Below are 24143 nucleotides of genomic sequence, written 5' to 3' on the forward strand. Positions count from 1 at the left end.
GGTCCGGTCTCAAGCTGCCTGTTTTGCCGTGACGAATGCCGCAAGGCTGGCCACGTTGGTGAAATGGTTGCGGGTGTCCTTGGCATCGGCGTCGATCTTGATGCCGTATTTTTTCTGGATCGCCAGGCCCATTTCCAGCGCGTCCACGGAGTCCAGGCCGAGGCCTTCGCCGAACAATGTCTGCTCGTCGCCGATGTCCTCGGGGCTGATGTCTTCCAGGCCCAAGGCGTCGATGATCAGCAGTTTGATGTCACGCACCAGGCTAGCGGTGTTCAGTTCGCTCATCTGCGGCGAGCTCCTTAATGAAATAGTCATGCAAATAATCGTTGAGCTTGCGCGAAGCCTGCGGTGCGGGGCCTTGCGCGGCGAAGGTCTGTGGGTCTATATCGGCCCCCACGCGAAAACTGAAGTGCACGCGGCGATGGGGGATGCGATACCACGGCTCGGCTTTGGTCAGGGTGGTCGGGCTGACCTTGATGATCACCGGGGTAACGATTTTCGCACCGCGCAGGGCAATTGCCGCCGCCCCCCGATGAAAGGCCGGCGCCTGCCCCGGCTGGGTGCGGGTGCCTTCGGGGAAAATGATCAGGGTCTGGCCGTCCTGCAATGACTGCGCGGCGGCGTCGAGCATGTCCATGCTGCCGTCGTTGCTGATGTACTCGGTGCGGCGCAGCGGGCCACGGGTGAACGGGTTTTCCCAGAGGGTTTTTTTCACCACGCAATTGGCGTGGCGCACCAGACCGATGAGAAACACCACATCAATCAGCGACGGGTGGTTGGCAATGATCATCTGCCCCGGTCGGCCAAGGCGCTCGGCACCCTCGATGTCGTAGGTGAGCACGCCGGTGCGGGCCATGAAACGCACGAAAAACCAGAACAAGCGACTGACCGTACGCCGCGCGCGCAGGCGATGGACCAGCGCGTCACCGGGCAGGCAGCCGAGCAGCGGAAATACCAGCAGGCGCAGACACAGCCCGCCGAGCCCGAACAAGGCGAAGCTCGCAGCAGTGGCCAGCAGGCGCCAGTAGTAGGCGTCGCGGTGTTTGGCGGTCACGGGTTGCGATGCCAGGTCCATACACGATTTTTCCACGCATGTTGGCAGTCAGGTTGCTGGCCGAGCAGGGTTCGCAGCAGGTTGAGCGCGTGCGGCCAGTGCGCCTTTGACCGGGTTTCGGTGCTGCTGTTCAGGGTCAGCCGCCAGTCGGTACCGGGCGTGAGCAACAAGCCCAGCGCATAAGGGAACGGCACATCATCGACCCACTGCGAATACGCCTCGGGCGGCTGCTCTTCGGTGATCACCAGCAGCACCGCCGGGGCGCCTTCATCAAGCAGTGCCGCCGCTTCGAGCATGCCGTGTTCGAGGCCGTCGCCAGCAGCGGCGAGGGCGGTCATTTCGCTGGTTTCACCGCGCATGATCGACCACAAACCGATGATCGCGTTATGCACCGACAGGCTGAATTGGGTCGGCGACAAGGGCTGCTCGGTGGCCAGATCGCGGAGGATTTCAAACGTGCGGGGGGTTTCGCCGTGCCGCGAGACGAACACCAGCGGCAGATTGTCCCGCCCGTCGGCCAGCGGCCAGCCAACGCTGAAGGCCATCCGCGCCAGGCGGCTGAGGCGGCGGCGCTGCATGGCCGGCAGAAACGACACATCGGGCGCGGCATCACTGCTCTGCAGCACGACCGGTTGTCGGCTCCAGGCCTGCCAGGCGTCCACGCTGTCGAGCCCCGGGGCCCACGCGCGCCATTGGGCGATGTTGAAGTTGATCACGGACATTCATCCCGCCCCTGCGGGCTTTCGTTGACGCGTTGAGTCGCCAGCGCCGCAGCAGGCTTGGCTTGGCGCAGGGCGCCGGGTGGCGCGCATTATCCCGGTGCGACGGGTGTGTAGCAAATGTTGGTTACATTTTGCCCAACAAAATGTACCGAGCGGTTCGCTGCATGGCTATCACTTGGCCATTATCCAGATTTGACGCGGCGTGTCTGTCAGGTGTCTCCGTAATGGCTGGCGGTTTTTTCCATGCCTGGGCGTCGATTTTTACACCTGACGACGTAGTCCATGTCGGTGAAGGTAGCGAAGCGCGGTCACCGGCAACTACACTCGGTCATTCTTTGATACACGGAGGTTTGGTCATGCGGCGCGTGGTGTTCAATCAGAAAGGTGGCGTGGGCAAATCCAGCATCGCCTGCAATCTGGCGGCGGTCAGCGCCAGCGAGGGTTATCGCACGTTGTTGGTCGACCTCGATGCCCAGGCCAATTCCACTCAGTATCTGACCGGGCTCACCGGCGACGATATCCCGATGGGTATCGCTGACTTCTTCAAACAGACCCTGTCCTCCGGGCCGTTCTCGAAAAAGAATCAGGCGGACATCTACGAAACGCCGTTCGACAACCTGCACATCATTACCGCCACCGCCGAGCTGGCTGACCTGCAGCCCAAGCTCGAGGCGAAACACAAGATCAACAAGCTGCGCAAGTTGCTGGACGAATTGTCCGAGGATTACGACCGGATCTATCTCGACACCCCGCCTGCACTGAATTTCTACGCGGTATCGGCGCTGATTGCCGCGGATCGAGTGTTGATCCCCTTTGACTGCGACAGCTTTTCACGTCAGGCCCTGTACGGACTGATCGCCGAGATCGAAGAGTTGAAGGATGACCACAACGAAGGGTTGGAAGTCGAAGGTATCGTGGTCAATCAGTTCCAGGCGCGGGCCAGCCTGCCACAGCAGATGCTCGACGAGTTGATCGCCGAAGGCTTGCCGGTGCTGCCGGTGTATCTGAGCAGTTCGGTACGCATGCGCGAGTCGCACCAGGCCAGCATGCCGCTGATCCACCTCGATCCACGGCACAAACTGACGCAGCAGTTTGTTGAACTGCACAATCTGCTGGAAGGCCACTGATTCCCCGACTCACACGCAAATCCTGTGGGAGCGAGCCTGCTCGCGAAGAGGCCGGCACATTCAACATCGGCGCTGAATGATCGACCGCCTTCGCGAGCAGGCTCGCTCCCACAGGGGGATCTGTGGTGGGTCAGATGCCTTGGCTGCGCAGCCATGCCATCAACTGCGGCAATGGAAATGCACCGCTCTGCCGCGCCACTTCCCTGCCGTTTTTAAACAGAATCAGACTCGGAATCGAGCGAATCCCCAACTGCGCCGACAACTGCTGGTTCGCTTCGCTGTCGAGCTTGGCCAGCCGACACTTGCCCGCCAACTGCGCCGCAGCCTGTTCGAACACCGGCGCAAACGATTTGCACGGCCCGCACCAGTCCGCCCAGACATCCACCAGTAACGGCAGATCGCCCTTGATCTGACTGGCGTAATCGCCTTGCTTGAGTTCGAAAGGCTTGCTCAGCAGTACCGCAGATTTGCAGCGTCCGCACTTGGGTTGATCGGCGAGACGCTCGGCTGGAATGCGGTTGACGCCATTGCAGGAGGGGCAGGGGATGAGGAGTGGGGTGGTCATGATTGGTTCTCTGATAGACAGTCTATAGAACTGATTTGGAGTCGATCTGCCAACTTATCAATGTCGCCACTGCTCACATTTTTCTCAAAACAGTTCCGGGATCGATGGCTAGTCTGAAGACCAATTCGGCGTTTTACGCTTGTCGTGAGGAGATCGCTTTGTCTTTATCCGCGTGCTACTTTTGTTGCACTAATCCAGGAATCGATGATTCCTATGCATCAAATCGGAGCGACATAATGTCCGTAACTTCCAAGATACGCCGCCAAGGCGGCGCTGCCGTCATTACGATTCCGCCCACGCTTTTAAAGTTGTTGCATCTGGAGGTTGGCGCACAGCTAGAGCTGAATGTGGTCGATGGCGAACTGATTGCTCGTCCAGCCGTAGCCGTTACGCGTAAGCGTTATAGTTTGTCAGAGCTACTCGAAGGCGCAGAAGAATTGCAGAAACTTAACGCCCAGACTAGCGAGACCCTTGAAGGTGATTCTGTCGGCCGGGAGCTGGGTTGATGGTGCGCCGACAGCCCCCTCAGCGGGGTGACGTTTACTGGATTGATCCAAACCCAGTGGCGGGGCGGGAGATGATGAACAGACATCGCTTTGTGGTGATCACGCCCAGAGAGATCAACGCATTGGGCGTGAGCATGACGGTGCCTGTTACTAGCGGTGGGAATTTCAGCCGGTATATGGGTTTGGCGGTCGCCATTACTGGCCACGAAACCAATGGTGTAGCGGTGTGTAATCAGGTTCGCAGTTTTGACATAGAACAACGGGTACGAGACGGCACGGCCAAATTCATCGAGCGACTGGATGACGTGACAATGTCTGACATCGTCGACCGTGTAATCAGTGCAATCGACCCGCTAAGCTGAAGCGCCTACGAAGAACAACTGATCTCCAAATGCTTGCCCCACTCCGGTGGCCGCTCGGCGTAACCCTCCACCCCCGGCTGCTCCTCAAACGGTTTGCTCAGCACCGCATGCAATCGGCGCACCTCGGAATAGTCGCCTTGCTCGGCCGCATCGATGGCTTTTTGCGCAAGGTAATTGCGCAGGATGTACAGCGGATTGACTGCATGCATCCGTGCGCGGCGTTGTGCCTGATCGGCATTGCCGTCGCGGGTAACCCGGGCGACGTAGCGTTCGCCCCAGGCATCGAAACCTTTGATATCGACAAAATCGTCGCGCAGGCGGGCGATGGCCTGTTCGGCTGACTCTTCACCGAGGCGGCGGAAAAACAGCGTGTAGTCGACGCCGCTGTTCTGCATCAGTTGCAGCAGGTTTTCCAGCAGTTGCTGGTCCTGCTCCTCGGCGGTGGTGAAGCCGAAGCGACGGCGCATCAGGTCGAGGTAGTGCGCCTGGAACAGCGGCAGGTACAAGCCGAGGGTTTCACGCAGGGCCTCGACGCTGATGAACGGCGTCAGTGCCTGGGCGAGCGCGCTGAGGTTCCACTGGCCCACCGGCACCTGATTGCTGAACGAGTAGCGACCCTGATCATCGGAGTGATTGCAGATGAAATGCGCGTCGAAGTCATCGAGGAAGGCGAACGGGCCGAAGTCGAAGGTGATGCCGAGGATCGACATGTTGTCGGTGTTCATCACGCCGTGACAGAAGCCGTAGGCCTGCCACTTGGCGATCAGCTCGGCGTTGCGCTCGACGATCTCGCGAAACATCGCCAGATACGGTTCCGGTTGTTCCAGACACTCGGGAAAGTGCATCGCCAGCACATGCTCGCCAAGCTGTTTCTGCTGCTCGGGGCGCTTGGTGTAGTAGAAATATTCGAAGTGGCCGAAGCGGATATGGCTCGGCGCCAGACGCAGCACCATCGCCGCGCGTTCCTGCTTTTCCCGCCAGACCGGCGTGTCGGAGCCGATCACGCAGGCTGCCCGCGAAGATGGAATGTTCAGCGCAAACAGCGCCTCGGAGGCGAGAAACTCGCGAATCGATGAGCGCAGCACCGCGCGGCCATCGCCCATGCGTGAAAACGGCGTCTGCCCGGCGCCTTTGAGGTGCAAGTCCCAATGCTCGCCAGCGTTGTTGTACACCTCACCCAGCAGCAGGCCGCGCCCGTCACCCAGTTGCGGGGTATAACCGCCGAACTGATGCCCGGAATACACCATCGCCCGTGGCTCGGCATCGGCCCACAGCTTGTGGCCGCCAAACAGTTGCGCGAATTCTTCGGTGTCGGCGCTGGCCGCATCGAGATCAAGCAAGGCCAGAGCGGCCGGGCTGGCGACCACCAGACGCGGATTGTCGATCGGTTCGGGCAGCACGTGCGCGGAGAACGCGTCGCCCAGCCGGGCAAAGCGGTTGTCGAAAGTCAGTTCGTCGAGGGCTTTCACGGGCCGGCTCCAGCAGAATGTCCGAGCATTCTGCTGGGACCATGTCGGTTAGTCGAGTTTGCTCGGTGGCGGTTCCGGCAACGGTTTCTGTCCGTCGACGATCGGCACGATGGTTTTGTTCTCGGGCTCCACAGGCACCATCTTGTATTCCTGACCGTGGAGGTTCTTCAGATAAACCTCCATCTGCCGGAACGAGATGTTGATGTGCTGCTTCTTGAACTCGCGATTGATGAAGCGGTTGACCTCATCCAGCACCGGGTTGCGGTCACCGAGATCGCGCACATGCATGCGCAGTTCGTGGTCGAGGGTGCTTTCGCCGAAGTTGAGGAAGTACACGTGTGGCTCAGGTTCTTTGAGCACGCGCGGGTTCTCCCGAGCCGCTTTGAGCAGCAACTCCTTGACCAGATCCAGATCCGAGCCGTAGTCGACGCCGAGTTTCAGCGTTACGCGGGTGATGGTGTCGGTCAGCGACCAGTTGATCAGTTGCCCGGTGATGAACGTTTTGTTCGGGACAATGATGTCCTTGCGGTCGAAGTCGGTGATGGTTGTGGCGCGGATGCGGATCTTGCTCACCGTGCCCGACAGGTTGCCGATGGTGATGGTGTCGCCGATCCGCACCGGGCGTTCGAAGAGGATCATGATGCCGGAGATGAAGTTGGCGAAGATCTCCTGCATACCGAAACCGAGGCCCACCGACAGCGCCGCCACCAGCCACTGCAACTTGTCCCAACTGACGCCGAGGGTCGACAGGGTGGTGACGAAACCGACGCCGGCAATTACGTAGGACAGCAGCGTGGTTGTCGCATAAGCGCTGCCCTGGGCCAGATTGAGTTTGGACAGCACGAACACTTCGAGCAGGCCGGGCAAGTTGCGCGCCAGAGCGAAGGTGATACCGATGATGATCAGCGCGCCGAGCATGTCGCCGATGCTGATCGGCACCATGCTCATGTTGGCGCCGGTGCCGCTGGTGTATTCGTAAAGGGTGATGTTGTCCAGATACGAGAACACCGAAATCAGGTCCGACCAGACCCAGTACAGCGCCGCGATGAAACCGCCCAGCAGGGCCAGACGGATCAGGCGCAGGGACTGTTCGTTGACCTTTTCGATATCCAGCGTCGGCTCTTCGATCACCGCTTCGCCGTCGCCGGCCTCTTTCGCCGCCTGCCGTTTGGCCAGCGCGCGCTGGTAAGCCAGGCGCCGCGCGGCAACGCTCAGGCCACGCACGAAGGTGGCCTCGATCACCAGCCAGAACATCAGCAGGTACAGGGTATTGATCAAGCGGTCGCTGAGTTTCAGTGCGGTGTAGTAGTAGCCGAAGCACACCGCAACAAACAGGGCGATCGGCAGCAGCGTGAACATCACACCGACGGCTTTGCGGAACAGCGAGGCATTCTGGTGCGTCGGGCTGCTGATCAGCAGGCGACTGAGTAGCCATGCCATCAACGCATAGCAGGTCAGCACCACCGGCATGCCGAGCACGTCATCGGCCAGCGCCGCTGGTTGCAACTCGGCGACGGCCACCACCGCCACCAGCGCCATGACCACGAGGCCCAATCGACGCACCCAGCCCTGAAGGAACTCGACCTGCGGCTTCTCCCAGCGGAAGTGCAATTCCGCCACGCCACCCGGCGCGAGAATCCGGTACGCGGTGTAGAACACCAGCCAGGCCTGACCCATCTGCAACAGCGCCGCGCCCATATTGGCGTTCTGCCCGCGCGCGTCGATCTGCAGGGCCAGACCGCACAGCGCCAGACCCAGCGCCACCGGCATCGCCAACAGGATGTTGATCAGAATCGCCTGCGGCGTGTGCCACTGGCTGTCGCGCTTGAAGTGGCCGATGTCCTGGTGAACCTTGTTGAGTCTTCCGTACAGCGCTTTGCGGCGCCACAACAGGGCGCCGATCAGCAGCGCCAATGGCAGAAACAACAATGGCCGCTGGGTCAGGCCGTCAGTCAGTTCGCTCAGGCTCGACGCCCAGGGCAGGGTGTTGACCTGTCGCTCGAGACGCTCGGGCACGCCGCGCATCCATTCCACGTCCAGCGGCTTGTTGCTGGGGATCCAGAACATCTGTTCGTCGAGGGTCGCGCGCAGGCTTTGCGCGGTGCTCAGCAATTGTTTCTGGTTGAGCTGCAGGGTGATCGATTCATTGAGCATCGCGCTCAATTCGCGGTTCAGCCGCTCGAGCAGATCAGCACGGGTGTTGGCCAGATCGAGCAGGCTTTTGCGCAGTTGCGGGGTGACCTGCTCTGGCGGCTGCGTGGCCAGCAAATTGTCGACGTAGGTCGCCGGATTGCTCAACAGCTCCCGCTGCTGGCTGACATCGAACTGATACAGGCGAATATCGGCAATCTGGTCGGCGAGGTCGCGGTCGACCTTCAAGTGCGGCAGCGCCTGCTTCTGTTTGTAGAGAATTTTCGACAGCAACAGGCTGCCCTTGAGCACGCTGATCTGTTCGTCCAGTGCCGAATCGCTCTGGGTCAGGGTGTCGAGTTGCTGTTTGGTCTGCAGGTTCTGCTGCGTGACTTCGTTGAGACGGTCGGTGCTCTTGAGCAAATAGTCGGAAAGCTTGAGGTTGGTCGCGCTCTCGCTCGCCAGCAGGCTGCTGCCGCCGGCCTTCTGCGCTTCGATCGATTGCTGGGTGACGGTTTCCTGCGACTGCGCCAGACGCTTCTGGTTGATCAGGGTTTGCAGTTCCTGGATCTCGCGGTCCAGGCGATCGGATTTCTCCGAGAGCAAGTCATGCTGAGCGTTGCCCAGATCCTGCAACTGGGTGTTGCCAGCCAGTTCCTGGCGGCGCAGCGGAATCAGCGCATTGAGTGCGGCCAGTTCGGCGTTCAACTGGTCGCGCTGTTCGGCGGTGACCGTTTTGCCCGTGTCCTTGCCGGATTTGAGGATGGTGTTGATCTGCTGGATGCGCGTCTGGCTGGCGGAAATCTCCGCCTGCGCACGCTCGGGGCGAGTCTGCGCGGTGATGATCAGACTGTTGGCTTCGGCCAGGGCTTTTTGCAGATCGCTTTGCTGGGTCGAGCGATCGGTGAGGATCTGCTCCAGTTGCTGGATCGACTCTTTCGGAAAACGTTGCGCTACCGGCACCGGTGCGGTGGCCTTGAGGCGGCTCAGTTCGCGGGTATTTTCAATCGTCTGCTTCGGCGCGTTGGCCAGCTGACGCTTGAGATCGATCAGCTTCTGCTCGTAATCACGCTGGTTGTTCAGTTGATTGAGGGTGTTCTGCAGGACGGTCTGCAGGGTCTTCTTGTCGGCGTCCGGCAGTTTGCTGTCAGCCAGCTTGTCGAGGCTGGCCTGCACGGCATCGCTGGACGGTGGTTCGGCAGCATGCAGCGGGCCGACGACAAGACTGAGGCCCAGCAGGGCCGCGGCGAAAAAGGAGCGCAGGGTAGGCATAGAGACCGGTCAAGCAAGTGAGAGTGGAAGCAGTTTAGAGGAAGAGTCCGGGGCCCGGGCGACTTCCTTCGGGGAATCTGACGCCCACTTTGCCGATCTTGTTCCCGTCCATGACCGCAACCGTCCAGTGGGTGTTGTTCCACTCCACCTGGTCGCCGACGATGGGGGCACCCCCGACTTTTTGCGCGATGAACGCGCCCAGGGTCATGTCCGGATCGATGCCTTCGGCCGGCAAGCCATACAGCGCTGCAACCGCTTTAAGCTGGGCGTCTCCTTCGAGTACGAAGTCGCCGAAGAAGCGCAAATCAAGGCCACGTTGCGGCGCCTGGCTGAACAGTTTGCCGAGGGCCGACAAGTTGTGTTCATGGCCAATAACACACAGCAAATCATCGACTTCCAGCACCGTACTACCCGACGGATGGAGCAGTTGCTGACCACGAAACAGCGCCGCGATGCGTGTGCCCTCGGGCATTTTCAGCTCACGCAGGGGCGAACCGATGCACCATTTCTCCGCGCCGAGCTTGTAAACGAACAGTTCCCACTCGCTGGTGACGTGCACTTCCAGTGCCGCCCGGGAAATCGGCGCGGGTTCCGGCGGCACCGTCACCTTGAGCAGCTTGGCCACCCACGGCAGGCTTGTGCCCTGTACCAGCAGAGAAACCAACACGATGAAGAACGCCAGATTAAAGTAGAGCTGCGCTTGCGGCAGGCCGGCCATCAGCGGGAACACCGCGAGAATGATCGGCACCGCGCCGCGCAGGCCGACCCAGGAAATAAAGGCTTTTTCGCGACCGTGGAAGGCCTTGAACGGCAGCAGGCCGACCATCACCGACAGCGGCCGCGCGAACAGGATCATCCACAGCGCCAGACCGAGGGCGGGCAGGGCGATCGGCAGCAGATCGTGGGGCGTGACCAGCAGGCCCAGCACGAGGAACATGCCGATCTGCGCCAGCCAGGCCATGCCGTCGAGCATGTGCAGAATGCCGTGGCGGCTACGCACCGGGCGGTTGCCGATCACCAGACCGCACAGGTACACGGCGAGAAAACCACTGCCGTGCAAGGCGTTGGTCAGCGCGAACACCACCAGACCGCCAGCGATGATCAGAATCGGATAGAGCCCGGCGGCGAGATTGATGCGGTTGACCAGTTGCAGCATCACCCAGCCGCCGCCCAGACCGATCACACCACCGATGCCGAACTCGCGGATCAGGTGGGTCAGCAGGCTCCAGTGCAGGCCGGTTTCGCCGCTGGCGAGCATGTCGATCAGGGTGACGGTGAGAAACACCGCCATCGGGTCGTTGCTGCCGGATTCGATTTCCAGACTGGCGCTGACCCGTTCGTTGAGGCCTTTACCGCCGAGCAGCGAGAACACCGCAGCGGCGTCGGTCGAACCGACGATGGCGCCGATCAGCAGGCCCTGAATCAGATTGAGGTCGAACAGCCACGCAGCGGCCATGCCGGTCAGCCCGGTGGTGATCAACACCCCGACCGTGGCCAGCGACAGCGCCGGCCATAACGCCACGCGGAAACTCGACACCCGCGTACGCAAGCCGCCGTCGAGCAGGATCACTGCCAGGGCGAGGTTGCCGACCAGATAGGCCGTCGGGTAGTTATCGAAAATGATCCCGCCACCATCGACCCCGGCCGCCATGCCGACCGCGAGAATGATGACCAGAATCGGAATGCCGAGACGTGAAGAAAGAGAACTGACAAGAATGCTTGCGCCTACCAGCAACGCGCCGATCAAGAACAGGCTGTTGATGGTCGTCGCATTCAAAGGCAGTACTCCAGAAGCGTAAAGACGGGGGCACAAACTGACCATGCAGTCTGCGTGCCAGCGATTCTAACCTGTTGAAATGTGATGCTGTCAAAAAGGTTTTCAGGGTGCATCAGGTTTTGCGGCAGGCGGAGGATTGCGGCCCTCACCCTAGCCCTCTCCCGGAGGGGAGAGGGGACTGACCGAGGTGTTTGTGCAGGTTACACCGACTTGCAATATCGAGCCGAACTCAAAATCTGAAAGGCCCTCAATCTGCTCCCTTTCCCCCTCGCCCCCTTGGGGGAGAGGGCTGGGGTGAGGGGGGTAGCCTTTGATCTTAGAGGCTGAACCGCCCAACCATGTTGTTCAGATCCAGCGCCAGGCGCGACAGCTCATTGCTCGCCGCGCTGGTCTGATTGGCGCCGGTCGCCGACTGCACCGACAGATCGCGGATATTGACCAGGTTGCGATCGACTTCCCGCGCCACCTGCGCCTGCTCTTCGGCAGCGCTGGCGATGACCAGGTTGCGCTCGTTGATTTCGACGATGGCGCTGTTGATCGTGTCCAGCGACATCCCGGCGCCACGGGCGATGTTGAGCGTCGACTCGGCGCGCTCGGTGCTGTTGCGCATCGAATCCACGGCATGCTCGGTGCCGCTCTGGATGCTGCCGATCATGCGCTCGATTTCGCTGGTCGACTGCTGGGTGCGATGGGCCAGGGCGCGCACTTCGTCCGCCACCACGGCAAAACCACGACCGGCCTCACCGGCACGGGCCGCTTCGATCGCTGCGTTCAATGCCAGCAGGTTGGTCTGGTCGGCGAGGCCACGGATCACGTCGAGCACCTTGCCGATGTCGCGGGATTCATTGGCCAGGTCGCCGATCAGCGAAGCGGTGCTCTGCACATCGGCGCTCATGCGTTCGATGGCGCTGACGGTTTCCTGCACCAGATCACGACCGTCGCCCGCCGAAGTGGTGGCGTTTTTCGAGGCTTCCGAAGTGCTGACCGCGTTGCGCGCGACTTCTTCGACAGCGCTGGTCATCTCATTGACCGCAGTGGCGGCCTGCTCGATTTCGTTGTTCTGCTGGGTCAGGCCGCGAGCACTTTCATCGGTGACGCTGTTCAGCTCTTCCGCAGCAGACGCAAGCTGTGTGGCCGAACCGGAGATGCGCTGCAGGGTATCGCGCAGCTTCGATTGCATCTTCGCCATGGCCGCCAGCAAGCGCCCGGCTTCATCTTCGCCATCGACATGGATCGGCTGGGTCAGGTTGCCTTCGGCGATGGTTTCCGCCGCCTCCAGTGCCTTGGAAATCGGCTTGGTAATGCTCACGGTCAGCAACCAGGCGAACAGCAGGGTCAGGCCGCTGGCGATCACCAGCAAGGTCACCACCAGATTGAACGACATCGAATACTGATCCTTCGCGCCCTGGTCGGTTTCGGCGATCTGCTGGGTGTTGATCTCCAGCAAGCGCGCCAGCGCGGTATTCACCGCTTCCGAATTGCTCAGCAAATCGCTGTTGAGCATCTGCCGCAACTCGTCGATCTGATTGTTGCGCGACAGGGTTTTCATCCGCTCTTCGAGCTGACGGTACTGCGCCAGCAATTGCACGTACTGATCGTACGCCGCACGTTCCTGCGGGCCTTCGATCAGTGGCTCGTATGCGCGTTGCGCATCGGCGATCTGGCGATTGCGCAGGTCGAACAGTTCGATGGTTTTCTGCTGCACGTCGGGTTCGCGGTTGATCAGCAAACGATAGGAGAGCACGCGCAGGCGCAGGGTCAGTTGGGTGAATTCGTCCAGAGCCTTGATCGACGGCACGCTGGCGGTGGCGATGTCTTCGCCGGCCGCGCGGATCTTGCTCATCTGGTTCAGCGCAAACACGCCGAGGATCAACATCAGGCCGCCGATCAGGGCGAAACCGGTGAACGCCCGTGGGGCGATATTCATATTGCGAAGGGACATGGGCGGATACCGAAAAGGGCCGCATCCATGCGGGCTGAGACTGCTGTATGGGTGACTTATCGGTCATACGACTAAAGTCTTGAGGTGGTGTGCGTATTTGTCGCAGACAGGCTTGAGCGACGAAGTGCAGGAACCAGATCGACCAATCACAGTCTTTTAAACTCGCGAGAAGCTTCGCCACCCAGGAAAATCAAGGCCTTGCGCCGGTTTAACCCTGGCATCCGTGGTGACTTTTCTTTATCGTACGCGCCCTTTGAAAAACGCTTGGAAGATCAAAATGTTGGAAGCATCCCTCAGCCAATTGGAACAGCTCGTCAGCGACCTGGTGCAACAGAACCAGACCTTGCTGCAGACCAACCAGACCCTGTCCACGGAACTGGCCCAGGCCAAGGATGAAAACGAAAACCTGCAACTGAACCTGATGGAGCAGGAAGAAAAACACGGCGCCACCGCCGCGCGCATCCAGGCGCTGGTTGATCGCGTCAATGCCGGTCCTGTCAGCGCATGAACCACGGCACAGCAGGGGTAAAAGTCATCTCCATTCTTGGCGAGGACTATTCGATCAAGGCACCGGCCGGGGAAGAACAGACCCTGTTGGACGCGGCGATGATGCTCAAGGCCGCGCTGGAAGACACCAAGCGCAAATACCCGACGCTGATCGGTGACCGTTTGCTGGTGCTGGCGGCGATGAATCTGTGCTCGCAGCAGATCGAAATGAAGAAGCAGCACAAAGAAGAACTCGAGCGTTATCAAGAGCAAGTCAGCGCCACGGTCGAGACGATTGCCAAGACCATCAGTCAGGGCTGATGGGGTTGCGCACAACCAGGGAATAGATTGTCGGTTGGTTTGTATACAATCGGCACGGCCGTTGCAGTGTTTCGGCCACTTATTCCTTGGGGGTGCTCCATGCAGTGGTGGCGACGCAGTATTCAGTGGCAGTTGATTCTCGGCATGGGCACGGCCCTGCTGATCAGCATCGTGATCGTGGTTGGCATTTATACCCTGGTGGTCAACCGCCTCGCCCAGAGCTATCTGGTCGAACAGGCGCTGCCGTCGAGCATTGAAGCGACGCGCAACGATATCGAACGCATCCTCGTACAACCGCTCACCGCCGCCAAGGACATCGCCAGCAACAGCATGGTGCGTGACTGGCTGGCGACAGGCGAGGACAGCAGCAAAACTGCTCTCTTCGCGCAGTATCTGGAAGGCATCCGCGCTGAACACAAAGCTTTCACCGCGCTGATCATCGGCACCGAATCCAACCACTACATCACCGAAAAAGGCCTCGATCGCACCCTCAGTCGCGCGAAACCGGCCGACGCCTGGTTCTATTCCTTTCTCGACAGCAATCAGCCGCGCACCCTCAATATCGACAACGACGGCGCCACTGGCGAGCTGGCCCTGTTCATCGATCTGAAGGTCGAGCAGGCCGGCAAAGTCGTCGGTGTCGCCGGGTTGGGGCTGAGCATGAAAGAGCTGTCTGAGCTGATCCACAACTTCAGTTTCGGCGAGCGCGGCAAGGTCTATCTCGTGCGTTCCGATGGTTTGATTCAGGTCCATCCTGAAGCGCAGTTCAGCGGCAAACGCACCTTGACCGAGCAGATCGGCGCCAACGCGGCGCAAGCGCTGATGGGGCACAAATCCGCAGTGAACAGCAGCTTCCAGCGCGACGGTGAAGACTTCCTCGCCTTCAGCCTGCCCCTGCGCGATCTCGGCTGGACGCTGGTGGCCGAAGTGCCGCAGTCGCAGATCTACGCCGAAGCACGGAAAGCGATGTGGATGAGCGGCGGCATCGGTCTGGTGGTGGCGCTGGTCTGCCTGGCGTTGGTGGTGTGGCTGGCGCAGGGGCTGGTGCGACCGATTCGACAAGTAACACGTGCGCTGGTGGCCATCGGTAGCGGTGGTGGAGATTTGACCCACCGGTTAGATTCCAGCCGTGCCGATGAGCTGGGCGACCTGGCGCGCGGCTTCAACCGTTTCCTCGACAGCCAGCGCGCGATGATCGGCGAGGTGCTGACCACCAGCGAACGCCTGCGCACGGCCGTGGGGCAAGTGGCGAAGGTGGTGGACAACACCGCCGAGCGTTCGGGCCGGCAGCAGGAAATGACCGACATGGTTGCCACCGCCGTCCACGAAATGGGCCTGACCGTGCAGGAAATCGCGCAGAACGCTGGCAACGCCGCGCTTGCCTCGCAAACCGCGCGCGATGAGGCGTTACAGGCACGGGAAGTGGTCGGTGGCTCGATCCGTCATATCGAAAGCATGTCCGATGAGATCGGCTTAGCGGCGGGCGCAGTGGGTGAGCTGGCGCAGCAAGTGGCGTCGATCGATTCGGTGCTGGCGGTGATTCGTGGCGTTTCCGAACAGACCAATCTGCTCGCACTCAACGCCGCCATCGAAGCCGCCCGCGCTGGCGACATGGGCCGTGGCTTCGCGGTGGTCGCCGATGAAGTGCGCACCCTCGCGCGCCGAACCCAGGCCTCGACCGACGAAATTCAACTGATGATCGGCAGCCTCAAGCAAGGCGCGGAAAACGCCGTGTCGTCGATGCGCACCGGTCAGGCTGCAACCGGGACCGGGGTTGAATCGAGCCAGCGTACCGGCGCGTCACTGACGGCGATCACCGGTCAGGTCGAGCGCATCAGCGATATGAACCATCAGGTAGCGACGGCAACCGAAGAGCAGTCCGCGGTGACTGAAGAGATCAACCGCAACGTGCAGGGGATTTCCGATCTGGCACGGGCGACGGCGGGGGAGGTTCGTGCGTGTCGTGAGGATTGTCAGATGTTGCAGCGGCTGGCGGATGATCTGGCGCGGCAGATGGGTGGGTTCAAACTGAGTTGAGTATCAGACCTGAAAAGCCCCTCACCCTAGCCCTCTCCCGGAGGGGAGAGGGGACTGACCGAGGCGTCTATCGCTATACGTCGACCTGAAAACACCAGTCGATTATGGATCCGGCAAGGCCCTTTCAGGTCGGCGTACTTCTTGAATATCCCCCATTCGGCCCCCTCTCCCTCCGGGAGAGGGCTGGGGTGAGGGTAGCGTTTCAGAACCACGCATCCCGCATCCCCAGACACGTATCATCCCGCGCCTCCAGCAAGTCCAGCTCATGCTGGCAACCCGGCACTTCCCATGTCAGGAAATACCGCGCCGCCTGCAACTTGCCCTTATAGAAGTCGACATCCGCCGCATTCCCTTTGGCCAGGCCTTCCTCGGCGCGGATCGCCTGCTCCAGCCAGCGCCAGCCAATCACTGCGTGGCCGAACACTTTCAGGTACAGCGCTGAGTTCGCCAGGCTGCTGTTGACCTTGCCTTGGGCCAGATCGGTGAGCAGGCCGATGGTCACGGTTTGCAAGCGGGCAACGAGTTTTTCCAGCGGTTCGCGCACTGCATCCAGCGAGTCGTATGCAGTGGAACGTTCGGCCGTGTTGGCGATCAATCGAATCAGCTGCTTGAGACCGGCGCCACCGTTCTGCGCCAGTTTGCGCCCGAGCAAATCCAGTGACTGGATGCCGTGGGTGCCTTCGTGGATCGGATTCAAGCGGTTGTCGCGGTAGTACTGCTCCACCGGGTACTCACGGGTGTAGCCGTGGCCGCCAAGAATCTGGATCGCCAGTTCGTTGGCTTTGAGGCAAAACTCCGAAGGCCAGGATTTGACGATCGGCGTCAGCAGGTCCAACAGTTCATGAGCCTGTTTGCGTTCGGCTTCGGTTTCCAGCGTGGTGGTGTCATCGAACAACCGCGCGGCGTACAGACCGAGGTCAAATGCCCCTTCGACGTAGGATTTCTGCGTCAGCAACATGCGTCTGACATCGGCGTGCTGAATGATCGCCACCGGCGCGGTGGTCGGATCCTTGCTGTCCGGCACCCGACCCTGCGGCCGCTCGCGCGCATATTCCAGTGAATACAAGTAACCGGCATAGCCGAGCATCACCGCGCCCATGCCGACGCCGATTCGCGCTTCGTTCATCATCTGGAACATGTAGCTCAAACCATGGTGCGGTTTGCCCACCAGATAGCCGACGCACTCACCGTTATCGCCGAAGTTCAGCGCCGTCGATGTGGTGCCGCGCCAGCCCATCTTGTGGAACAAGCCGGCGAGCAGCACGTCGTTGCGCTGGCCGAGGCCGCCGTCGTCGTTGACCAGAAACTTCGGCACGATAAACAGCGAAATACCTTTCACCCCCGGCGGTGCGTCCGGCAGTTTGGCCAGAACCATGTGCACGATGTTTTCCGACAGCGGGTGATCGCCGCCGGAAATGAAGATCTTATTGCCCTTCAGGCGAAAGGTGCCGTCGGATGCAGGCTCGGCGCGGGTACGAATGTCCGACAGCGATGAACCGGCATGGGGCTCGGTCAGGGCCATGGTGCCGAAAAAACGTCCGTCGATCATCGGTTGCAGGAAGCGCTGTTTCTGCTCTTCGCTGCCAAAGCTCTCGATCAGATTGGCCGCGCCCATGGTCAGGAACGGGTAGGACGTCGAAGCTGCGTTGGCGGACTGAAAGTGCGCGAAGCAGGCTTGCGACAGCAGGGTCGGCAATTGCATGCCGCCGGCGTCGAAACTGCGTGCGGCGTTGAGAAAGCCGGCCTCGAGAAAGGCATCCACCGCCGGTTTCACTTCGGGAATCAGAATGGCCTGGCCGTCTTCATAGCGCGGCTCGTTTTCATCGCTTTTGCGGTTGTGCGGTGCGAAATACTTCTCGGCGATGTTGCGCGCGGTGCCGATGGCGGCGTCGAAGGTTTCGCGGTTGTGCTCGGCAAAGCGCTCACGCCGGGTCAGGCCCTCGGCATCAAGGACTTCGTACAGCTCGAAAGCCAGATTGCGGGAACTGAGCAGCGTCTCGGACATGGCGGCCTACCTGGAAATTGGGGTTGGGCCGAGTCTAAGTCGGTGGAATAGAGGCTGGATAGGATGATTGATGAGAGTGATGCAGAAGCAAAAGATCGCAGCCTTCGGCAGCTCCTATATTTGGAATGCGTTTCCCTGTAGGAGCTGCCGAAGGCTGCGATCTTTTGATCTTCTGTGGAAGCGAGCCTGCTCGCGAAAGCGGTGGGTCGGGCAACATTGATGTCGACTGAAACGCCGTCTTCGCGAGCAGGCTCGCTCCCACAGAGTATTGCGTACCAGGCGACCATTGCGGTCGCCTGGATTTACAGCGGTTAACCGATCGTCATCAAGCTGGCGTTACCCCCCGCCGCAGCGGTGTTCACGCTCAATGCACGCTCGATCACCAGGCGCTCCAGGGCAATGTTGGTCTCGCCCTGGGACAGTCCCTGAACGCCAACGATCGCGCCGCCACGCTGGGCGATCTGCTGGCAGACGCCGCGCAACTGGTCGGAGTGGCCGTGATGCAGCACGGCATCGAACACCACTTCGTCCTTGTTCCAGTCGGCAACGCGTTTGATCCGCGCCTGGACTTCCTTCGGCAGACGGGCGAATAGCGTCTTGGTCAGCTCGGTTTCCGGCCACACTGCCGAACCGCCAACCGCCAGCACCGCCGCCAGTTGCGTCAGCAGATCACCTTCAACTTCTGCCAGGCACAGCACGTGTTCGCGCGGCAGGATCGCGTAGCTGTTTTTCTCGCCGGTCGGGCCAGCCAGCACGCGGGTAATGCCGCTCTGCGATTGCGCTGCGTATTGCACGCACAGGGTGCTCAGATCGGCGAACTTGTTGTTGTCGGCCCAGGCTTTCAGAGCGTTCAACGATTGGCTCATGGCATCGCGCAAACGCACGTCCGGGGCGACGATGGCGTCACCGCGAGCGAAGGATTGCTCGATGGCGTCGCTAGGACGCGTCGACAGCAAACGGTACAGATACAGCGGGCCGCCGGCTTTCGGGCCAGTACCCGACAGGCCTTCGCCGCCGAATGGCTGCACGCCGACCACGGCACCGACGATGTTGCGGTTGACGTAGACGTTACCGGCGTTGACGTTGTCGATCACCTTGGCGATGGTCTCGTCGATGCGCGTGTGCACGCCCAGCGTCAGGCCGTAACCGGAGGCGTTGATCTGGCCGATCAGTTGATCCAGCTCTTTGCGCTTGTAGCGCACCACGTGCAGTACCGGGCCGAAGATTTCGCGTTGCAGTTCGTCGAAGCTTTCCAGCTCGATCAGGGTCGGCATGACGAAGGTGCCGCGCTTGACCTCTTCGCTGTCGGCAATCGCAACCTGGTAAACATTGCGACCTTTGTCGCGCATGCCCTGGATGTGCTTGTCGATGCCCGCCTTGGCTTCGGCGTCGATCACCGGGCCGATGTCCACGGACAGACGCTCGGGGTTGCCGAGACGGCTTTCGGCCATGGCACCCTTGAGCATTTCGATGACGCGATCGGCGGAATCTTCCTGCAGGCACAGCACGCGCAACGCCGAGCAGCGCTGACCGGCGCTGTCGAAGGCCGACGACACTACGTCGATCACGACTTGTTCAGTCAAAGCCGAGGAATCGACGATCATCGCGTTCTGGCCACCGGTTTCGGCGATCAGCGGAATCGGACGGCCCTGGCTGTCGAGACGGCCAGCGATGTTGCGTTGCAGCAAGCGCGCGACTTCGGTGGAACCGGTGAACATCACGCCTTTGACGCGCTCGTCACCGACCAGACCGGCGCCGACGGTTTCACCGCGCCCCGGCAGCAGTTGCAGCACGCCTTCCGGGATGCCGGCTTCGAGCATCAGGCGCACAGCCTGAGCCGCTACCAGCGGAGTCTGCTCGGCCGGTTTGGCCAGTACCGGATTACCGGCAGCCAATGCCGCAGCGACCTGGCCGCTGAAGATTGCCAGCGGGAAGTTCCACGGGCTGATGCACACCACCGGGCCCAGTGGGCGGTGGGCGTCGTTGCTGAAATCGTTGCGCGCCTGCACTGCGTAATAACGCAGGAAGTCGACGGCTTCGCGGACTTCGGCGATGGCGTTGGCGTAGGTCTTGCCGGCTTCGCGAGCCAACAGGCCCATCAGCGGCTGGATCTCGCCTTCCATCAAGTCAGCGGCACGTTCCAGGATCGCAGCACGTTCGGCCGGCGGGGTGGCCTGCCAGATCGGCGCGGCGTTCAGCGCGCATTGAATGGCGCTGTCGACATCTTCAACGGTAGCTTCTTGAACATGACCGACCACATCGCGGTGATCGGACGGGTTCAGCACGGCGACCGGCGTTTCGTTGCTGGACGCGCAACCGAGCATCGGCGCGGCTTTCCAGTCGTTGTGCGCGGTGGCGAGCAGGGCGCAGGACAGCGAGGCCAGACGATGTTCGTTGGCCATGTCGATGCCGCTCGAGTTGGCGCGCTCGGCACCGTACAGGTCACGCGGCAGCGGAATGCGCGGGTGCGGCAGGCCGAAACCACCTTCCACGGTAGCCATCTGCTCGATCTGCGCAACCGGATCGGCCACCAGTTCCTGAATCGAAATCGACTGGTCGGCGATACGGTTGACGAACGAGGTGTTGGCGCCGTTTTCCAGCAGACGACGCACGAGGTACGCCAGCAGGGTTTCGTGGGTGCCGACCGGTGCGTACACGCGGCACGGACGGTTCAGCTTGCCTTCGGCAACCTTGCCGACAACCTGCTCGTAGAGCGGTTCGCCCATGCCGTGCAGGCACTGGAATTCGTACTGGCCCGGGTAATAGTTCTGACCGGCGATGTGGTAGATCGCCGACAGGGTGTGGGCGTTGTGCGTGGCGAATTGCGGGTAGATGACTTCCGGCACCGACAGCAGTTTGCGTGCGCAAGCAATGTAGGAAACGTCGGTGTACACCTTGCGGGTGTAGACCGGATAGCCTTCCAGGCCTTCAACCTGGGCGCGCTTGATTTCGCTGTCCCAGTACGCGCCTTTCACCAGGCGGATCATCAGGCGATGGCGGCTGCGGCGAGCCAGATCGATCACGTAGTCGATCACGTACGGGCAACGCTTCTGGTAAGCCTGGATAACGAAACCGATGCCGTTCCAGCCAGTCAGCTGCGGCTCAAAGCACAGACGCTCAAGCAGATCCAGCGACAGCTCGAGGCGGTCGGCTTCTTCGGCGTCGATGTTCAGGCCGATGTCGTATTGCTTGGCCAGCAGGGTCAGCGACAGCAGGCGCGGGTACAGCTCGTCCATCACCCGCTCGTACTGCGCACGGCTGTAGCGCGGGTGCAGCGCCGAGAGCTTGATGGAGATGCCCGGGCCTTCATAAATTCCACGACCGTGGGACGCTTTGCCGATCGAGTGGATCGCCTGTTCGTACGAGGCCAGGTATTTCTGTGCGTCGACTTCGGTGAGTGCCGCTTCACCGAGCATGTCGTAGGAATAGCGGAAGCCTTTGGCTTCGAACTTGCTCGCATTGGCCAGCGCTTCGGCGATGGTTTCGCCGGTAACGAACTGCTCGCCCATCAGGCGCATGGCCATGTCGACGCCCTTGCGGATCATCGGCTCGCCGCTCTTGCCGATGATGCGGCTCAGCGACGAAGTCAGGCCGGCTTCGTTATGGGTGGAGACCAGTTTGCCAGTCAGCAGCAAGCCCCAGGTGGCGGCATTGACGAACAGCGAAGGGCTGTTGCCCAGGTGCGGATGCCAGTTGCCGGTGCTGATCTTGTCGCGGATCAGCGCATCGCGGGTGCCTTTGTCCGGGATGCGCAGCAGCGCTTCGGCCAGGCACATCAGCGCCACGCCTTCCTGGGACGACAGGGAGAATTCCTGCAACAGACCCTGAACAATGCCCGCACGACCGCCGGCACTTTTCTGGTTACGCAGTTTTTCGGCGATGGTCGCCGCGAGCTTGTTGGTGGCTTCGGCCATCGGGGCCGGCAGGCGTGCCTGCTCGATCAGCATTGGCACCACTTCCGGCTCAGGACGGCGGTAAGCAGCGGTGATCGAAGCGCGCAGCACCGATTGCGGGAGGATGCTTTCAGCGAATTCGAGGAAGCATTGGTGAGCGTGATCGGTCTGCACTTCGCCTGCGTCATCGGCGTCTTTGGCGGTCAAACCGTTCAACTCGGTCAGGGTTGCACCACCCTCGAGTTTTTCCAGGTAATTGAAAATTGCCTGCTTGATCAGCCAGTGCGGCGTGCGATCAATCGAGGTTGCGGCAGCCTTCAGGCGCTCGCGGGTCGGGTCATCGAGTTTGACCCCAAGGGTGGTGGTAGCCATATTTTTATCCTCATGGTTGCCACAGTTGCGTGGCATCAGCTGGCCGCAAGATTAGCCGTGCGCTGAATGAGGTGCAACCGGGTGCAACCCTTTTTTTGCCGGAATAATACGCAGCTCGTCAGGAAATAATTTCTGGTACGAAAGTGCTGCTCCTGCTTGGTGCTTTTACTTCTAGCAAAGAGGCGTGACTGCCACAAATGGGAGCAAAAACGGGGTGATCGTCGATTAATGCGACTGGGTGCAACTAATTCTCGCGAAACTGGTTGCACCTTATTTGCTTTGTTGCATAGCATTCGCCGCCAAGGTGCAACCGGGAATAACCCGGTGTACCGGCTGATGGCTTTCCTGGGGAAACATCAGTCTTAAATGCGCGGGATCCCGGATCGTCTGCCAAACGTCGTCGTTTGCGAGCGGTTCACTACCGCCGCTACATAAAAACAAAGCCAGGGCGTAACTCAATGAGCGTAAGCAATCCAACCCTGATCACGTTCGTGATCTACATCGCAGCAATGGTGCTGATCGGCTTCATGGCCTATCGCTCCACGAATAACCTTTCCGACTATATTCTCGGCGGTCGCAGCCTCGGCAGCGTCGTCACCGCGCTGTCTGCCGGTGCCTCCGACATGAGCGGCTGGTTGCTGATGGGCCTGCCGGGCGCCATCTACATGTCCGGTCTGTCCGAAAGCTGGATCGCCATCGGCCTGATCGTCGGTGCCTACCTGAACTGGCTGTTCGTCGCCGGCCGTCTGCGGGTGCAGACCGAGCACAACGGCGATGCACTGACTCTGCCGGACTACTTCTCCAGCCGTTTCGAAGATAAAAGCGGCTTGCTGCGGATTATCTCGGCGGTGGTGATTCTGGTGTTCTTCACCATCTACTGCGCCTCCGGCATCGTCGCCGGTGCGCGTCTGTTCGAAAGCACCTTTGGCATGTCCTACGAGACGGCGCTGTGGGCCGGTGCTGCGGCGACCATTGCTTACACCTTCGTCGGCGGTTTTCTCGCGGTGAGCTGGACCGACACCGTACAAGCGACCCTGATGATCTTCGCGCTGATCCTTACGCCGATCATCGTCCTGCTGGCCACCGGCGGCGTCGACACCACGTTCCTGGCCATCGAAGCGCAGGATCCGAGCAACTTCGACATGCTCAAAGGCACCACCTTCATTGGCATCATCTCGCTGATGGGTTGGGGTCTGGGCTACTTCGGCCAGCCGCACATCCTCGCGCGTTTCATGGCGGCGGATTCGGTGAAGTCGATCGCCAAGGCGCGTCGCATTTCCATGGCCTGGATGATCCTGTGCCTGGGCGGCACCGTGGCGGTGGGCTTCTTCGGTATCGCTTACTTCTCGGCGCACCCGGAAGTGGCCGGTCCGGTCACCGAGAACCCGGAGCGCGTGTTCATTGAACTGGCGAAAATCCTCTTCAACCCATGGGTTGCCGGTGTACTGCTGTCGGCCATTCTGGCTGCGGTAATGAGCACCCTGAGCTGCCAGTTGCTGGTGTGCTCGAGCGCCCTGACCGAAGACTTCTACAAGACCTTCCTGCGCAAGTCCGCCTCCCAGCTTGAGCTGGTCTGGGTCGGTCGTGCCATGGTGCTGCTGGTAGCCTTGATTGCCATCGCGATGGCTGCCAACCCGGAAAACCGTGTACTGGGTCTGGTGTCCTACGCCTGGGCCGGTTTCGGTGCTGCGTTCGGACCGGTGGTGCTGATCTCGGTCGTCTGGAAAGACATGACCCGCAACGGCGCACTGGCCGGCATTCTGGTCGGCGCGATCACCGTGGTGGTCTGGAAGCACTTCGAACTGCTGGGTCTGTACGAAATCATTCCTGGCTTCATCTTCGCCAGCCTGGCCATCTACTTTGTCAGCAAGGCGGGTGAACCGACTCGCGGCATGGTTGAGCGCTTCGAGGCAGCGGAAAAAGATTTCCATTTGAACAAGTGATGGACTGAGCTTCGGCTCACATGAAAACGGCTCGTTTCCTACCGGAGGCGGGCCGTTTTTTGTTGCCTGTGATTCTTCAACAACACTGGAGAACCCTGTGGGAGCTGGCTTGCCAGCGATGACGGTGTGTCAGTCAGCGATAAGTTGAATGTGCCGACCT

17 protein-coding genes and 2 pseudogenes are annotated in these 24143 nt (G+C 60.8%); 8 read left to right on the forward strand and 11 right to left on the reverse strand.

From position 1 onward, the window contains the following. Window positions 1-9: 9 nt before the first annotated feature. Genes AB4O12_RS23745 through AB4O12_RS23755 form a run of 3 tightly spaced genes read right to left on the reverse strand, consistent with a single transcriptional unit; the run spans window position 10 to window position 1776 of the window. Window positions 10-285 carry a phosphopantetheine-binding protein gene (locus AB4O12_RS23745; protein ID WP_460059807.1) on the reverse strand — a complete coding sequence of 92 codons (276 nt, stop codon included), beginning with the start codon at window positions 283-285 and terminating at the stop codon, window positions 10-12. Beyond that, the gene (locus tag AB4O12_RS23750; RefSeq protein WP_041477597.1) at window positions 263-1075 is read right to left on the reverse strand and encodes a lysophospholipid acyltransferase family protein; all 813 of its coding nucleotides are present in this window, start codon (window positions 1073-1075) and stop codon (window positions 263-265) included. The genes AB4O12_RS23745 and AB4O12_RS23750 overlap by 23 nt, the downstream gene beginning before the upstream one ends. Continuing rightward, window positions 1051-1776, reverse strand: coding sequence for a beta-ketoacyl synthase chain length factor (locus AB4O12_RS23755; RefSeq protein ID WP_041477598.1), 726 nt, complete (start codon window positions 1774-1776; stop codon window positions 1051-1053). The genes AB4O12_RS23750 and AB4O12_RS23755 overlap by 25 nt, the downstream gene beginning before the upstream one ends. 356 nt (window positions 1777-2132) lie before the next feature. On the opposite strand from AB4O12_RS23755, the gene AB4O12_RS23760 reads away from it, so the two are divergent. Continuing rightward, window positions 2133-2903, forward strand: coding sequence for a ParA family protein (locus tag AB4O12_RS23760; protein ID WP_056787407.1), 771 nt, complete (start codon window positions 2133-2135; stop codon window positions 2901-2903). Window positions 2904-3033: 130 nt separating this feature from the next. On the opposite strand, the gene trxC is transcribed toward AB4O12_RS23760, so the two are convergent. Beyond that, on the reverse strand, window positions 3034-3468 hold the full coding sequence (gene trxC / locus AB4O12_RS23765; RefSeq protein WP_130911754.1) for a thioredoxin TrxC: 435 nt from the start codon (window positions 3466-3468) through the stop codon (window positions 3034-3036). 236 nt (window positions 3469-3704) lie between these two features. Between trxC and mazE the strand changes: the two genes are divergently transcribed. Beyond that, a complete protein-coding gene (gene mazE, locus AB4O12_RS23770) occupies window positions 3705-3974 on the forward strand; it encodes a type II toxin-antitoxin system antitoxin MazE (protein WP_315435182.1) in 270 nt (89 codons plus the stop codon). Then, window positions 3974-4336: a type II toxin-antitoxin system toxin MazF gene (gene mazF, locus AB4O12_RS23775; protein ID WP_056787412.1), complete on the forward strand. Its 363-nt coding sequence runs from the start codon at window positions 3974-3976 to the stop codon at window positions 4334-4336. Before mazE ends, mazF begins: the two co-directional genes overlap by 1 nt. Window positions 4337-4341: 5 nt before the next feature. On the opposite strand, the gene selO is transcribed toward mazF, so the two are convergent. The 5 genes and pseudogenes from selO to AB4O12_RS23800 all read right to left on the reverse strand — a co-directional run. Continuing rightward, a complete protein-coding gene (gene selO / locus AB4O12_RS23780; RefSeq protein WP_460059808.1) occupies window positions 4342-5805 on the reverse strand; it encodes a protein adenylyltransferase SelO in 1464 nt (487 codons plus the stop codon). Between the two features lie 48 nt (window positions 5806-5853). After that, window positions 5854-9207 (reverse strand): mechanosensitive channel MscK, encoded by a 3354-nt coding sequence (gene mscK / locus AB4O12_RS23785; RefSeq protein WP_095181005.1) that lies wholly within the window; start codon window positions 9205-9207, stop codon window positions 5854-5856. A gap of 34 nt (window positions 9208-9241) precedes the next feature. After that, the gene (locus tag AB4O12_RS23790; RefSeq protein ID WP_041477603.1) at window positions 9242-10984 is read right to left on the reverse strand and encodes a potassium/proton antiporter; all 1743 of its coding nucleotides are present in this window, start codon (window positions 10982-10984) and stop codon (window positions 9242-9244) included. Window positions 10985-11300: 316 nt separating this feature from the next. Next, a complete protein-coding gene (locus AB4O12_RS23795; RefSeq protein ID WP_370695130.1) occupies window positions 11301-12173 on the reverse strand; it encodes a methyl-accepting chemotaxis protein in 873 nt (290 codons plus the stop codon). Window positions 12174-12203: 30 nt separating this feature from the next. Continuing rightward, window positions 12204-12926, reverse strand: a pseudogene (locus AB4O12_RS23800) (MCP four helix bundle domain-containing protein); the annotation flags it as partial. A 277-nt stretch (window positions 12927-13203) separates the two neighbouring features. Here AB4O12_RS23800 and AB4O12_RS23805 point away from each other — a divergent pair. From AB4O12_RS23805 to AB4O12_RS23820, 4 genes and pseudogenes are all read left to right on the forward strand, one after another. Then, a complete protein-coding gene (locus AB4O12_RS23805) occupies window positions 13204-13434 on the forward strand; it encodes a hypothetical protein (RefSeq protein WP_016772015.1) in 231 nt (76 codons plus the stop codon). After that, entirely contained in the window at window positions 13431-13733 is a 303-nt protein-coding gene (locus AB4O12_RS23810) for a cell division protein ZapA (protein WP_039756738.1), read from the forward strand. The genes AB4O12_RS23805 and AB4O12_RS23810 overlap by 4 nt, the downstream gene beginning before the upstream one ends. 144 nt (window positions 13734-13877) lie before the next feature. Beyond that, a pseudogene (locus AB4O12_RS23815) lies at window positions 13878-14855 on the forward strand (cache domain-containing protein); the annotation flags it as partial. 207 nt (window positions 14856-15062) lie between these two features. Then, complete coding sequence (locus tag AB4O12_RS23820; protein WP_374046345.1) at window positions 15063-15770, forward strand: methyl-accepting chemotaxis protein; 708 nt, start codon at window positions 15063-15065, stop codon at window positions 15768-15770. A 202-nt stretch (window positions 15771-15972) separates the two neighbouring features. Here AB4O12_RS23820 and AB4O12_RS23825 read toward each other — a convergent pair whose 3' ends face one another. Both AB4O12_RS23825 and putA read right to left on the reverse strand, forming a co-directional pair. Beyond that, the gene (locus tag AB4O12_RS23825) at window positions 15973-17775 is read right to left on the reverse strand and encodes an acyl-CoA dehydrogenase (RefSeq protein ID WP_252868673.1); all 1803 of its coding nucleotides are present in this window, start codon (window positions 17773-17775) and stop codon (window positions 15973-15975) included. Between the two features lie 311 nt (window positions 17776-18086). After that, complete coding sequence (gene putA, locus AB4O12_RS23830) at window positions 18087-22040, reverse strand: trifunctional transcriptional regulator/proline dehydrogenase/L-glutamate gamma-semialdehyde dehydrogenase (RefSeq protein ID WP_460059809.1); 3954 nt, start codon at window positions 22038-22040, stop codon at window positions 18087-18089. Window positions 22041-22498: 458 nt separating this feature from the next. On the opposite strand from putA, the gene putP reads away from it, so the two are divergent. Further along, window positions 22499-23983, forward strand: a complete 1485-nt coding sequence (gene putP / locus AB4O12_RS23835; RefSeq protein ID WP_150638076.1) for a sodium/proline symporter PutP — start codon at window positions 22499-22501, stop codon at window positions 23981-23983. The last annotated feature ends 160 nt before the right edge of the window (window positions 23984-24143 follow it).

This window comes from Pseudomonas sp. S2_A05 (genome assembly GCF_054668485.1).